This window comes from Streptomyces sp. NBC_01433 (assembly GCF_026340105.1).
Taxonomy (GTDB): domain Bacteria; phylum Actinomycetota; class Actinomycetes; order Streptomycetales; family Streptomycetaceae; genus Streptomyces.
Genome location: NZ_JAPEPM010000001.1, coordinates 575,321 through 589,102 on the forward strand (window position 1 = coordinate 575,321; position 13,782 = coordinate 589,102).

A 13,782-nucleotide genomic window follows, 5' to 3' on the forward strand; every position below is an offset into this window, starting at 1 on the left:
CGGGCCGGGCGGAACGTCGCGGGCACGGCCCGGCCCGGAGATGGGTCACTCCGGCGGGCGGCTCAGCTGTCCGCGCGGGTATCGTCGAAAAGCAATGCCAGCCAAATCCACCCAATCAGGACGGGAGAGCACGCGTGGCGCGCAGCGTGTACGTGACGGGGATCGACCGGGGGGACGGCCGTCAGGTCGTCGACCTGGGAGTCATGGAGCTTCTGACGCGCCAGGTGGACCGGGTCGGTGTCTTCCGGCCGCTGGTCCATGACGGCCCGGACCGGCTCTTCGAGCTGCTGCGGGCCCGCTACCGGCTCTCCCAGAGCCCTGCCAGTGTCTACGGCCTGGACTACCACGAGGCCTCGGCGATACAGGCGGAGCAGGGTACCGACGAACTGGTCTCCCGGCTCGTCGAGCGCTTCCATCAGGTGGCCCGGGAGTACGAGGTGGTCCTGGTGCTCGGCAGCGACTTCGCCGACACCCAGCTGCCCGACGAGCTGGCGCTCAACGCCCGGCTGGCCAACGAGTTCGGCGCCTCGGTGATCGCGGTCGTCGGCGGCAAGGGCCAGACCGCGGAGTCCGTGCGGGCCGAGACGCGTAACGCCTACCGCGCGTACGCCGGGCTCGGCTGCGACGTCCTGTCGATGGTGGTGAACCGGGTGGCGTCCGAGGACCGCGAGATCATCGCCGAGCGGCTCGCGGCCCGGCTGCCCGTCCCCGTCTCGGTGCTGCCCGACGACCCGGCGCTCTCGGCGCCCACCGTCGCCCAGGTCACCGCGGCGCTGGACGGCACGGTGCTGCTCGGCGACGACGCGGGCCTGGCCAGGGACGCGCTGCACTTCGTGTTCGGCGGCGCGATGCTGCCGAACCTGCTGAACGCGCTGACCCCGGGCTGCCTCGTCGTCACCCCCGGCGACCGGGCCGATCTGGTCGTGGGATCGCTGGCCGCGCACAGTGCGGGCACCCCGCCGATAGCGGGCGTGCTGCTGACCCTGAACGAGCGCCCCGGCGAGGAGATACTCACCCTGGCCTCCCGGCTCGCACCGGGCACCCCGGTCGTCTCGGTGGCCGGCGGCTCCTTCCCCACGGCCACGGAACTCTTCACGCTGGAGGGCAAGTTGAACGCGGCGACGCCCCGCAAGGCGGAGACCGCGCTCGGCCTCTTCGAGCGCCATGTGGACACCGGCACCCTGCTGGAGCGGATCTCGGTGGCTCGCAGCGGCCGGGTCACGCCGATGATGTTCGAGCACGAACTGCTGGAGCAGGCCCGTTCGAACCGGCGCCGGGTGGTGCTGCCCGAGGGCACCGAGGAGCGCGTGCTGCGCGCCGCCGATGTGCTGCTGCGCCGCGACGTCTGCGATCTGACCCTCCTCGGCGACGTCGACGTGATCCGCAAGAAGGCCGCGGACCTCGGCATCGATCTCGCCGGGACGCAGCTGATCGACCCGCAGACCTCCGAACTGCGCCAGAGCTTCGCGGAGCGGTACGCCGAGCTGCGCGCGCACCGCGGAGTGACGGTGGAACTCGCGTACGACGTGGTCTCCGACGTGAACTACTTCGGCACCCTGATGGTCCAGGAGGGCCTGGCGGACGGGATGGTCTCCGGTTCGGTGCACTCGACCGCGGCGACGATCCGCCCGGCCTTCGAGATCATCAAGACGAAGCCGGACGCCTCGATCGTCTCCTCGGTCTTCTTCATGTGCCTGGCCGACAAGGTGCTCGTGTACGGCGACTGCGCGGTCAATCCGGACCCGGACGCGGAGCAGCTCGCGGACATCGCCGTGCAGTCCGCGGTGACGGCCGCCCGGTTCGGGGTGGAGCCGCGGATCGCGATGCTGTCGTACTCGACGGGCACCTCCGGCTCGGGCGCGGACGTCGACAAGGTGCGCGAGGCGACGGAGCGGGTGCGCGCGTCCCGGCCGGATCTGAGCATCGAGGGCCCGATCCAGTACGACGCTGCCGTCGAGCCGTCCGTCGCGGCGACGAAGCTGCCCGGCTCCGAGGTGGCGGGGCAGGCGACCGTGCTGATCTTCCCGGACCTGAACACCGGCAACAACACCTACAAGGCCGTGCAGCGCTCGGCGGGCGCGGTCGCCGTCGGCCCGGTGCTCCAGGGGCTGCGCAAGCCGGTCAACGACCTGTCGCGCGGCGCGCTCGTGCAGGACATCGTCAATACCGTGGCCATCACGGCGATCCAGGCGCAGGGCGAGGAGTGAACGGCATGTCCCGTACGACCACCCCCATCGACGAAGGTCCGGCCCCTGTGGAACCCCATCGCGTACTCGTCCTCAACTCCGGCTCCTCGTCGGTGAAGTACCAGCTCCTCGACATGCGCGACCACTCCCGGCTCGCGGTCGGCCTGGTCGAGCGGATCGGCGAGGCCAACTCCCGCCTCGTGCACACCCCGCTGAGCGGCGGCGCGGAGCCCCGTGAGCGCGTCGGCCCGATCGCCGACCACGAGGCGGCGCTGAAGGCGGCGGCCGAGGAGCTGACGGCGGACGGTCTCGGTCTGGACTCCCCCGAACTCGCGGCGATCGGCCACCGGGTGGTGCACGGCGGGCTGCGGTTCACCGAGCCGACGGTGATCACCGACGAGGTGCTGACCGAGATCGAGCGTCTGGTGCCGGTGGCGCCGCTGCACAACCCGGCGAACATCACCGGTATCCGTACGGCGCGGGCGCTGCGCCCCGACCTGCCGCAGGTCGCGGTCTTCGACACGGCGTTCCACACGACGATGCCGGAGTACGCGGCGCGGTACGCGATCGACGTCGAGACCGCCGACGCGCACCGCATCCGCCGCTACGGGTTCCACGGCACGTCGCACGCGTATGTCTCCCGGCGTACGGCGGAGCTGCTGGGGCGTCCGCCGGAGGAGCTCAACCTCATCGTGCTGCACCTGGGCAACGGCGCCTCGGCCTCCGCGGTGGCGGGCGGGCGGTGCGTGGACACTTCCATGGGGCTGACACCCTTGGAGGGGCTGGTGATGGGTACGCGCTCCGGAGACATCGATCCGGCCGTCACGTTCCACCTCAAGCGGGTGGCGGGCATGTCGGCGGACGAGATCGATGTGCTGCTCAACAAGAAGAGCGGTCTGGTCGGGCTGTGCGGCGACAACGACATGCGGGAGATCCGCCGCCGGGTCGACGAGGGCGACGAGCGGGCCGCCCTGGCCTTCGACATCTACATCCACCGTCTGAAGAAGTACATCGGCGCCTATTCGGCGGTCCTCGGGCGGGTGGACGCGGTGGTGTTCACGGCGGGGGTCGGCGAGAACTCGGCGCCGGTACGGGAGGCTGCCGTCGCCGGTCTCGCGGAGCTGGGCCTGGCGGTGGACGCCGGTCTGAACGCCGTGCGGTCCGGCGAACCGCGGCTGATCTCGCCGGATTACGCGCGGGTGGCGGTCGCCGTGGTGCCGACGGACGAGGAGCTGGAGATCGCGGACCAGACCTTCGCGCTCATCGGGCAGGCCACCGTCGGACAGGCCGGCACCACCGTCGGACAGGTCGACAACTGAGCACCCCCGCGCCCCTTTGTATCTTCCACCAGACGGAATATTCCGTAGTGAAACAAACCGATAGGATCCGCCTCATGCGCCGTTCCAAAATCGTCTGTACCCTCGGTCCCGCCGTCGACTCGCATGAGCAGCTCGTCGCTCTGATCGAGGCCGGCATGAGCGTGGCCCGCTTCAACTTCAGTCACGGCACCCACGAGGAGCACCAGGGTCGTTACGACCGGGTGCGCAAGGCCGCCGCCGAGACCGGCCGCGCGGTGGGCGTGCTCGCCGACCTCCAGGGCCCGAAGATCCGCCTGGCGAAGTTCGCCGAGGGCCCCGTCGAGCTGGTCCGCGGGGACGAGTTCACCATCACCTCCGAGGACGTCCCCGGAGACAAGTCGATCTGCGGCACGACCTACAAGGGTCTGCCCGGCGACGTCACCAAGGGCGACCCGATCCTGATCAACGACGGCAACGTCGAACTCAAGGTCATCTCGGTCGAGGGCCCCCGGGTCCGGACCATCGTCATCGAGGGCGGTGTCATCTCCGACCACAAGGGCATCAACCTGCCCGGCGCGGCGGTGAACGTCCCGGCCCTGTCCGAGAAGGACATCGAGGACCTGCGCTTCGCGCTGCGGATGGGCTGCGACCTGGTGGCGCTGTCCTTCGTGCGGGACGCCGAGGACGTCAAGGACGTCCACAAGGTGATGGACGAGGAGGGCCGCCGGGTCCCCGTCATCGCCAAGGTGGAGAAGCCGCAGGCCGTCGAGCACATGGAGGGCGTCGTCATGGCGTTCGACGGTGTGATGGTGGCCCGTGGTGACCTGGCCGTCGAGTACCCGCTCGAAAAGGTCCCGATGGTGCAGAAGCGCCTCGTCGAGCTGTGCCGCCGCAACGCCAAGCCGGTGATCGTGGCGACCCAGATGATGGAGTCGATGATCACCAACTCGCGGCCGACCCGCGCCGAGGCGTCCGATGTCGCCAACGCGATCCTGGACGGCGCGGACGCGGTCATGCTCTCCGCCGAGTCGTCCGTGGGCGCCTATCCCATCGAGACGGTCAAGACGATGTCGAAGATCGTCGTCGCCGCCGAGGAGGAACTGCTCTCCAAGGGCCTCCAGCCGCTGGTGCCGGGCAAGAAGCCCCGCACCCAGGGCGGTTCGGTGGCCCGCGCGGCCTGCGAGATCGCGGACTTCCTGGACGGCAAGGCTCTGGTCGCCTTCACCAAGTCCGGTGACACGGCCCGCCGCCTCTCCCGCTACCGCGTCGCGCAGCCGATCCTCGCCTTCACCACGGACGAGTCCACCCGCAACCAGCTCTCGCTGAGCTGGGGCGTCGAGGCGCACGTCGTGCCGCACGTGGACAACACCGACGCCATGGTCGAGCTGGTCGACGCGGAGCTGCTGAAGCTGAACCGCTACAACCACGGCGACACGATGGTCATCACGGCCGGCTCGCCCCCCGGCATCCCCGGCACCACCAACATGGTCCGGGTCCACCACCTGGGCGGCGGCGAGCGCGACTAGCCCGCCCGGCTGTACGATCCCGGCCCCCGGCCGCACACGCTGCCGGGGGCCGGCCCGTATCCGTGAACAGGGGAAAACGCGTGTCCCGGACCGCCGCGCAGTCTCCGCCCGGGCCCTTCCGGATGTACGTCCGGGTCATCAGTGAATCGCTCCGGCCCCAGGAGATCGATGACCGGCTGGGAATCCGCGCCGACCTCTCGTACGCCCGCAGGAGCCGCAAGCGTCCGCAGTCGCGGCCGTACGGACACACCGGCTGGCAGCGGCACGTCCCGGCGCCCGGACCGGGGACCCGGCCGGAGGACCTCGAACAGATCGTTCTCGGCTGGGGCGACGCGTTCGCCCGCGCGCTGGGGGAACTCTCCGACAGCGGCGACGCGGATGTCTCGCTGGTCATGGTCCAGAGCATCCACGATCTCGACGACGAGATGGCGAAGGGCATCGTCCTCGGTGCCCCGCTCATAGCCTGGCTCGCCACGGCTCGCGCCTGTCTGGACATCGACCAGTACGTCTTCCACGAGTGCGACGAGCCTGCCGCGCGGTGAGACATGACGGTGGCCCGCGCCCCCTGACTCCAGGGGGCGCGGGCCACCGTCATTCTGTGCGGCTCCCGTAACGGGCCGTCGGGCGGCAAGGGCCTAGCCGTTGCCGCCGGTGAAGAAGTTCTCCAGGCCGGGCACCGTGAGCGAGCCGCCGAACTGGCCCGCCTGCGTCACCTTCACCTTGGTGAAGAAGGCGAACGGGACGTTCAACGGCGGCGGGGTCTGCGTGTTGAAGGTGATCGGGATGAGGCCGAAGAGGTTGCCCTTCAGCTCCTCCGTGTACATCGTCACCGTGCCGTCGCGGATGGTCGACGTGGAGCCCGGCCGCGACTTCACATGGCCCGTCGTGCCGGCCACCGGACCGGTCGTCAGCTGGTGGAGGTCCTTGATGTCGATGGAGCTCGCGGTGAACTTCAGCACCTTCTTGATGCTGCCGTCCGCCTTCCGCACCTCGACGATGCCCTTGTAGTCGAGGCCGTTGAGCGTGAGCATCGACGATTCCAGGATCCACGGGTCGGTCGGGAGCAGCGGCAGGCCCTGCTCCAGGTCGGCCGCGGCGAGCGCGTCGGGGTCGGCGGTCGGGCACGGGAAGCGCGGCTTGGCGCCGTCCGGGATGTCCTCGTCCTTCTTGGGGTCGAGGCCCTTGACGTCCTCGTCGAGCTCCTCGACGTCCTTGCCCGCCCGGTCCGCCGCGTCGCGGATGGCGTCGGCGGTCTTGCCGGCCGCGCCCTTCGCGCCGTCCTCGGCCTTGTCCTTGGCCTTGCCCTCGGCCTTGTCCTTGTCGGCCGGGGCGGTGGTGGCGGACTCCGACGGCTTCGGGGACTCGGTGGTGGCGCTCGGGGACGGGCTCGCCGTCTCCTTGTCCGGTCCGTCGAAGAGGTCCTTGAGGGCGTCGCCGACACCGAGCGGGTCGAGCGGGTTCTTCGACTTGGTGGGCGTCGGTGTCGGGGCGGGTGTCGGGGCGGACTTCCCCTTCGCGGCGTCGCCCGCCGGGTCCTCGCCCGCCGAGGAACTGGCCGACGGCTTCGGGGTCGCGGCGTCGTCCTTGCCGGACTCCTCGCCCTTGCCCGGCTCGTCCTTGCCCGGCTCGTCCTCGGACGTGGCCGACGGGGACGGCGTCGCCTTCGGCGACTCGGACTCGCTCGGCTCGTCGGACCGGGTCACGCACGGGCCGGGAGCGAACGGGATGTCCGCGTTGTCGTCGGCCAGCGCGAGCTTGGGAGTCAGTCCCATGCCGACGAAGACCGCCGTGGGCATCGCCGCGAGCGCGAACGCCTTCTTGCCGTTGGGCATGTGCAGCTTGGTCAGCAGCGACTTCTTGGGGGCCGCGTGGCGCGGTCCTCTTCGTTCGCGGAGGCCCTCGCCGGCGATGGCGTTCATTCGCTGTGCGTCGTCACCCCGCATGATGCCTCCCGCCGTCGGCCTCAACTGCCTTGTCGTACCCGCCCGGTTGCTGGGGAAGGGCCGCTCCGTACAACGCGTCCTCGGAACGCGCGCCGTGCGGCCGGCGCTCCGGGAACCCCTCACCCGCGGGGGTGCCGTCGCCGAACGCGGCCTCACCCTTTGCCGGTTCACCCGGGGCCCAGGAGATGGACAGCGCGCCGCCCAGCAGGGCGAAGAGGAAACCGATCAGGAAACCGCCGATGTTGGCGACGGGGAGGGAGATCAGCGCGAGCAGGATCGCGGCGACACCGGCGAACACCCGGACGATGTGGTGGAACCACATCGTCAGGCCCAGTGTCATCAGCAGGATCCCGATGATCAGGGACCCGGCCCCGGCGGTGGTGGACATCGCCAGCGTCATATTGCCGAGGTGCATATTGGCGTACGGGAAGTAGGCGATGGGTACACCGCCCACGATCGTGAACAGGCCCGCCCAGAACGGCCGGTTACCCCGCCAGGTGCGGAATCCCCGCCGGAAGACGGTGAGGTAGTGCTCGTTCTGCCCTGTGGACTCGGGGCTCATGGAAAACAGCTCCCTGGAACCGGTACTGCTGTGAGAAGAGAAGGGGTGGGCGGCCGGAGGCCCGCAGGGAGCGTTCCGGCCACCCCGGGCGAGTGCTAGAAGCACTCCTTGACGCCCTTGTGCAGCTTCAGGCTCAGGTTGCTGAGCTTGAAGGTGCCGGCCGTGGTCGCCCAGGCCGTCTGCTCCACACCGGTCAGCGTGGCCCTGTCGGCCCGCTGCGAGAAGCCGTTCGGGTTGGCCTGAGTGCCAGGCTGAATGCCTATGCTCTCCGGGTTGTTCGGGTCCTTGAGGGAGCCCGCCGCCACACCGATGTCGAGCTTCTCGAAGTACGCGTCGGCGTCGAGCTGCGAGATGTCGAGGTACAGGTTGGTCGCCTCGACCGGCTTCTTCGGGTCCGTGCCCGCGTTCAGCTCCAGGCTGACGCTGCCGAGACCGAAGGGCAGGTTCGGCGTGACCACCGACTGGCACATGTTGGTGATCGTGGCCTTGCTGAAGCCCGACACCGCGACGGGGTGCGCCGCCGCCTTGCCGTTGAGGTCCTTGCCGACCGCGACGCTGCCGTACTGGACGAAGTTCTCACCGACGAGCGTGTCCGTGCTGACCTTGAAGCTCTGGCCGGACACGCTGAACGACGCGGCGAGCGCGCCCTGCGCGAGGCCGACACCCACAGCTGCGGTCGCGACGACGCTCGGCACCATGACCAGAGCGAAGCGCTTCCATCTCGTTCCACCGCGAACCTGGGAACTCATAAATTTCCTCCTTCTCGGACGTACATCTCCGGACGGACATCGTGCCCGCCCCGGGATGGGAGAAGTGCTACGTCCTCGGGAAGGAGAGCGCCCGTACCGGAGGCGTACCGCATCCGATTCACCGGCGTTCACCCCCGAGCGACAACCACTGGCCGCGCGTTCTGCGCGACCGGTCGGACAGGCCCTGCCGGTCAGCAGGAACCCCCCTGTCCGCGGCCGGCTCCACTGCCGCCGGCCGACTCGGTGGGGACCCAACAGGCCCTCCGGCACCGGCTGGAGGCCGGACCGGCGGTATTGGACCGAGCGTGGCCGATCGTGGTGCATTCGCGGCCGGGATACAAGGGGGTTCGTTACTCGCTAGTAACGACCCGATAACCGGGCCTCGACGCGGGGCCATCACCCGGCCACACAGGGTGGCACGAAAGGGGCACCGGAATGGGAGGAATCAGGGACCGACCCGGACAGAACGCTGGGCGCGATTTACTGCGAGTAACAGCTCGCGCTTTTATCAAGATTTGGTAAAGCACAGGTGTCTCTTATCGTCCGGACGCGAAAACGGCCGCGACACCCGGGAGGTATCGCGGCCGTGTTGTCACATCAGAACAAGACTCGCGCCAGCGCGGTCCGGGCGGTGCTGACCCGTGGGTCCTCGGGGCCGATCACCTCGAAGAGCTCCAGCAGTCGCACCCGCGCCGCGTCCCGGTCGTCACCGAAATTCCGGCGGACCGCCTCGACGAGCCGCCCGAAGGCGTCCTCGACATGGCCGCCGACCAGGTCCAGGTCCGCCGCGGCGATCTGGGCCGCCACATCGGCCGGGTCCTCGGCGGCGTCCTTGCGCACCTGCTGCGGGTCCATGTCCTGGACGCGCGCCAGCAGTTCGGCCTGCGCGAGGCCGAGCTTGGCCTCCGGATTGCCCGGGTCGTCGACGAGCACATTCCTGTACGCCTGGACCGCGCCGCCGAAGTCATTGGCGTCCAGCGCCTGCGCGGCCGCCTCCAGCAGTGCGTCGTACGGCCCGGCGGGCACCTCGGCCGGGGCGGCGTCACCCTCGGTGGCGGCGTCCGGGTCGACGACGATGCCGGTGAGGCCGAACCGCTCCTCGCCGACCTGGATCAACTGGTCCAGGGTCTCGCGGATCTGGGCCTCGGGGGCCGCGCCCTGGAAGAGCGGGAGGGCCTGACCGGCGACCACGGCGAAGACCGCGGGGATGCCCTGGATGCCGAACTGCTGCATCAGCATCTGGTTGGCGTCGACATCGACCTTGGCCAGCAGGAAGCGGCCGTTGTACTCGACGGCCAGACGCTCCAGGAGCGGCCCCAACTGCTTGCACGGTTCGCACCACTCGGCCCAGAAGTCGATGACGACGGGGACCTCGGCGGAGCGCTGGAGGACATCGCGCTCGAAGCCGGCTTCGTCGACGTCGATCACCAGGGCGGCGGGCGCCACGGCACCGGTGCCCCCGTTGCGGGCGGCCTCCGCGCGGGCCTGCTCCGCCTTCACCTTGGCCTCGCCGGCCGCCTTGACGGCGGCGAGGTCGACGACGCCGCTCATGGACATGTTCCTAGGCTGCATACGTACATCCTCCCCCCTGAGCACACCGTTCCGGAAAGCGATACGAGAACCGGTCCGGTCCGCCGCCCCCGCCGGAGTGCGGGGCGGACGGGCGAACACGGTGCTGGAGCCCCTGAAAGACCCCGGTGGGCCCCTGAAAGACCCGGTTCGGCGGCCGGGTCCCCACCCGGCGCCTGTGGCTGTCGCTCGTTCGTGGCGAGGGGAAGGCAGGGCTGCCTTCCTTACGCTACGACCCGTAGCGTAACTGTCAGGTGGCCCTCTCGAACAGGAGTCCCCGGTGATCTGTCTCACGGGGACCGGGTCCGGCCGGTTTCCCTACTCACCGGTATGGTCACCGCATGCTGAGCCACAGCGACCCCAAACCCTCCCGAACCGGACGTCCGCGCAGTACCGCGGCCGATGCCGCGATCCTCGAAGCGACCCGCGCCTCCCTGGTCGACCTCGGCTGGTCGAAGCTGACGATGGGTGATGTGGCGACCCGTGCGGGGGTCGCGAAGACGACCCTCTACCGGCGCTGGGCGGGCAAGAACGAACTGGTCGTGGACGCGGTGGCGGTCCTCTTCGACGAGCTGGAACTCCCCGACCGGGGCAGCCTCTCGGCCGATGTGCAGGGCGTGGTGCTCCAGTTCGCGGCACTGCTGGACCGGCCGGAGACCAGGACCGCGCTGATGGCGGTGGTCGCCGAGTCCACCCGGGACGACCTGCTGCGCGCGCGCATCAGATCGGCGATCGTGGACCGGCAGAAGCGGCTCGTGGTCCTCGGGCGGGAACGGGCCCAGGCCCGTGGCGAGTTGTCGTACGAGAACGACGCCGCGTCGGCCGCCCGCAACGCGGACCTGATCTTCGATGTGATCGCCGGTGCCGTCGTGCACCGGACCCTGGTCAGCGCCGAACCGGTGGACGCCGAGTGGGCGGGCAGCTTCACCTCGCTCCTGCTGCTGGGGCTGGCCGGCGCTCAGACCTGGTAGCGGCCCGGGGCGAACAGCCGGAGGTTCTCCGCGACCCAGGCGGAGGTCCGCTCCAGCCCGTCCGTCAGGGACACTTCCGGCCGCCAGCCCGCCCATTCACGGGCCCGCGTGTTGTCGGACAGCAGCCGGAGCACCTCGCTGCCGGAGGGCCGCAGCCGCGCCGGGTCCACGACCACCTCCGCGTCCCGGCCGGACGCGGCGATCAGTGCCGCCGCCAGGTCCCCGATGGAGATCTCCTGCCCGGTACCGAGGTTGACGCTCTCGCCGAGCGCCCGGTCGCAGTCCGCCAGCGCCAGGAAGCCGGCCGCGGTGTCCGTGACGTAGGTGAAGTCCCGGGTGGGGGCGAGCGAGCCGAGCCGGATCTCCCGTGCCCCCGCGTGCAGTTGGGCCAGGATCGTGGGGATCACTGCGCGCGCCGACTGCCGCGGGCCATAAGTGTTGAACGGCCGTACCACCGTCACCGGCAGTTCGAAGGCGTGCCAGTGCGACAGCGCCATCATGTCGGCGCCGATCTTCGACGCGGAGTACGGGGACTGCGGCTGGAGCGGGTGGCTCTCGCTGATCGGGGCGGTGAGCGCGCTCCCGTACACCTCGCTGGTGGAGGTGTGCAGCAGCCTGCGGACGGAGTGGCGGCGGCAGGCCTCCGCGACGTTCTCCGTACCGACGACGTTCGTGCGGACGTACGCGCCCGGGGCGTCGTAGCTGTAGGGGATGCCGATGAGCGCGGCGAGGTGGAAGACGGTGTCGCAGCCCGCGACCGCGTCCATCACCCGGCCCGCGTCGCCGACGTCCCCGGCGATCATCTCGACGGGGCTGTGCGGGTCGTCGAGGTAACGGGCGAGGTGGCCCTTCTCGGCGTACGGCTTGTAGTGGACCATCGCGCGCACCCGCGCGCCGCGCTCGACGAGCAGGTCCACGAGGGTCGAGCCGATGAATCCCTCGGCGCCGGTGACGAGGACGGTACGGCCGTTCCAGTCGATGCTCATGAGGTGAACTTCCTTTCGATGACGGGACAGCCCTTACGCGGTGGTGGCGAGGCTGATGACCTTGGCGGCGAGCAGGTCCGCCGCCCGGCCGTGGTTGGCGGGGTCGGCGGCGCGGCCCATCACGGCGAGCCGGGCCGGGTCCGCGAGCAGCGGGCCGACGAGCGTGGCCAGCCGCTCGGCGGTGGTCTCGCCGTCGGGCAGCAGATGGGCGGCGCCCGCGTCGGACAGCACGCGGGCGTTGTGGGTCTGGTGGTCGCCGGGGGCGTGCGGATACGGCACGAGGACGGCCGGTACCCCGGTGGTGGCGAGCTCCGCGACGGTCGCCGAACCGGCCCGGCAGACCACCAGATCGGCCACCGCGTAGGCCAGGTCCATCCGGTCGAGGTACGGCACGGCCCGCGCGACCCGGTCCGCGCCCGCGTCCGCGAGCCGCTGCCGGGTCTCGGCCAGCGCCGCCGGACCCGTCTTGATCAGCAGGTGGACATCGGTACGGTCCCGCCAGGCGGTGGCCAGGCCGGTCGCGGCGGCGGTGAGGCGGGCCGCGCCCAGGCTGCCCCCGTTGAAGAGCACGACCCGGGCGCCGTCGGGTATCGCGAAGGCGGCGCGCGCCTCGGCGCGCAGGGCACCGCGGTCGAGGGCGGCCAGCGTCGCGGCGACCGGCATGCCGACGGTCTCGGCGTCCTGGCCGCCCGTCAGGTGCGGGCGGCTGCCGTCGAAGGCGACCGTGACGTGCGGGGTGAGCCGGGCGGCGAACTGATTGGCCCGGCCCGGTACCGCGTTGGACTCATGGATCACGCTCGGCAGCCCGGCCATCCGGGCCCCGAGGATGACCGGTGCGCTCGGGTAGCCGCCCATGCCCACCGCGACCCGGGCGCCCTGCGTGCGCAGGATGGACCGGCACTGGGCGCCGGACCTGACGAGCGCGGCGGGGAGCAGGAAGCGCTTGGCCCCCAGAGCCGGGTCGAAGGGGATCATGTCGACGGTGTGCAGCCGGTATCCGGCGGCCGGGATCAGCCTGGTCTCCAGCCCGCGTTCGGTGCCGACGAAGGAGACGACCGCGTCCGGATCGGCCCGGCGCAGGGCCTCGGCGAGGGCGAGCCCCGGATAGATGTGGCCGCCGGTGCCGCCCGCACCGATCACGACGGAGAGTGGTGTGCTCATGGCCGCCACACTCACGAAGTGGCTTAAGAAGGTTCTAAGAGTCCCCTTTGGCAGGCTTCGGGGTATGACCAAGATCCTGGTGGCCGACGACGAGCCGGAAGTACGGGCCGCCGTCGAGGACGGACTGACCATCGAGGGGTACGAGGTGCGGGGCGTCGGCGACGGCCTCGCCGCGCTCTCCGCGGTCGCTTCGTGGCAGCCCGACGCGCTCGTCCTGGATGTGATGATGCCGGTACTGGACGGTCTCGGGGTCTGCCGCAGACTGCGCGCGCTGGACGACCGCACCCCCGTACTGGTCCTCACCGCGCTGGCCTCCGTCAGTGAGCGCGTCGACGGTCTGGACGCGGGCGCCGACGACTATCTGGTGAAGCCGTTCGCGCTGGACGAACTGGTGGCCCGGGTACGGGCACTGCTGCGGCGGGCCGCCCCGGCCCCGCTGGACCACGATCTGTCCTTCGCGGACCTGACGCTGGACCCGGTGACCCGCACGGGCCGGCGGGCGGGCCGTCCGCTGGAGTTCAGCCGCACGGAGTCCGCCCTGCTGGAGCTGCTGGTGCGCCATCCGGGGCAGGTGCTCCCGCGCGAGGTGATCCTGGAACGGGTATGGGGTCAGGACTTCGGCCCGGACTCCAACTCGCTCGCGGTGTACGTGGGGTATCTGCGCCGCAAGCTGGAGGCGGGCGGCGAGCCGAGGCTCGTCCACACGGTGCACGGTGTCGGCTACCGGCTGGACGTGGCGTGAGCGGCGGCGGCAGGCGCGGGCTGGGGGCGCGCTGGCGACGGCGACGGCCGTTGCGCACGCGGCTGGCCGTGGCGGCGTCGGCGGCGGTC

12 protein-coding genes are annotated in these 13,782 nt (G+C 70.8%); 6 read left to right on the top strand and 6 right to left on the bottom strand.

Annotation, left to right across the window (positions count from 1 at the left end; all coding sequences use genetic code 11):
- Positions 1–134: 134 nt before the first annotated feature.
- The 4 genes from pta to OG413_RS02430 all read left to right on the top strand — a co-directional run bounded on the left by pta (position 135) and on the right by OG413_RS02430 (position 5,552).
- The gene (pta, locus tag OG413_RS02415) at positions 135–2,207 is read left to right on the top strand and encodes a phosphate acetyltransferase (protein WP_266802738.1); all 2,073 of its coding nucleotides are present in this window, start codon (positions 135–137) and stop codon (positions 2,205–2,207) included.
- Positions 2,208–2,212: 5 nt separating this feature from the next.
- On the top strand, positions 2,213–3,505 hold the full coding sequence (locus OG413_RS02420) for an acetate kinase (RefSeq protein WP_266802740.1): 1,293 nt from the start codon (positions 2,213–2,215) through the stop codon (positions 3,503–3,505).
- A gap of 74 nt (positions 3,506–3,579) precedes the next feature.
- A complete protein-coding gene (gene pyk, locus OG413_RS02425; protein WP_266802742.1) occupies positions 3,580–5,010 on the top strand; it encodes a pyruvate kinase in 1,431 nt (476 codons plus the stop codon).
- A gap of 80 nt (positions 5,011–5,090) precedes the next feature.
- A complete protein-coding gene (locus OG413_RS02430) occupies positions 5,091–5,552 on the top strand; it encodes a DUF4279 domain-containing protein (protein ID WP_266802744.1) in 462 nt (153 codons plus the stop codon).
- A 93-nt stretch (positions 5,553–5,645) separates the two neighbouring features.
- Here OG413_RS02430 and OG413_RS02435 read toward each other — a convergent pair whose 3' ends face one another.
- The 4 genes from OG413_RS02435 to OG413_RS02450 form a co-directional block, all read right to left on the bottom strand.
- On the bottom strand, positions 5,646–6,953 hold the full coding sequence (locus tag OG413_RS02435) for a hypothetical protein (RefSeq protein ID WP_266802746.1): 1,308 nt from the start codon (positions 6,951–6,953) through the stop codon (positions 5,646–5,648).
- Positions 6,943–7,515: a DUF6114 domain-containing protein gene (locus OG413_RS02440; protein WP_266802748.1), complete on the bottom strand. Its 573-nt coding sequence runs from the start codon at positions 7,513–7,515 to the stop codon at positions 6,943–6,945. The genes OG413_RS02435 and OG413_RS02440 overlap by 11 nt, the downstream gene beginning before the upstream one ends.
- 95 nt (positions 7,516–7,610) lie before the next feature.
- The gene (locus tag OG413_RS02445; RefSeq protein ID WP_266802750.1) at positions 7,611–8,264 is read right to left on the bottom strand and encodes a DUF6230 family protein; all 654 of its coding nucleotides are present in this window, start codon (positions 8,262–8,264) and stop codon (positions 7,611–7,613) included.
- A gap of 597 nt (positions 8,265–8,861) precedes the next feature.
- Positions 8,862–9,815 carry a tetratricopeptide repeat protein gene (locus OG413_RS02450; protein ID WP_266802752.1) on the bottom strand — a complete coding sequence of 318 codons (954 nt, stop codon included), beginning with the start codon at positions 9,813–9,815 and terminating at the stop codon, positions 8,862–8,864.
- A 362-nt stretch (positions 9,816–10,177) separates the two neighbouring features.
- On the opposite strand from OG413_RS02450, the gene OG413_RS02455 reads away from it, so the two are divergent.
- Positions 10,178–10,804, top strand: coding sequence for a TetR/AcrR family transcriptional regulator (locus OG413_RS02455; RefSeq protein ID WP_266809834.1), 627 nt, complete (start codon positions 10,178–10,180; stop codon positions 10,802–10,804).
- On the opposite strand, the gene OG413_RS02460 is transcribed toward OG413_RS02455, so the two are convergent.
- Together OG413_RS02460 and OG413_RS02465 are read right to left on the bottom strand one after the other, a co-directional pair.
- On the bottom strand, positions 10,792–11,790 hold the full coding sequence (locus OG413_RS02460) for a GDP-mannose 4,6-dehydratase (RefSeq protein ID WP_266802753.1): 999 nt from the start codon (positions 11,788–11,790) through the stop codon (positions 10,792–10,794). The genes OG413_RS02455 and OG413_RS02460 overlap by 13 nt on opposite strands.
- 33 nt (positions 11,791–11,823) lie before the next feature.
- Positions 11,824–12,951: a glycosyltransferase gene (locus OG413_RS02465; protein ID WP_266802755.1), complete on the bottom strand. Its 1,128-nt coding sequence runs from the start codon at positions 12,949–12,951 to the stop codon at positions 11,824–11,826.
- Between the two features lie 64 nt (positions 12,952–13,015).
- Here OG413_RS02465 and OG413_RS02470 point away from each other — a divergent pair, with 64 nt between their 5' ends.
- The gene (locus OG413_RS02470) at positions 13,016–13,693 is read left to right on the top strand and encodes a response regulator transcription factor (protein ID WP_266802757.1); all 678 of its coding nucleotides are present in this window, start codon (positions 13,016–13,018) and stop codon (positions 13,691–13,693) included.
- Positions 13,694–13,782: the final 89 nt, after the last annotated feature.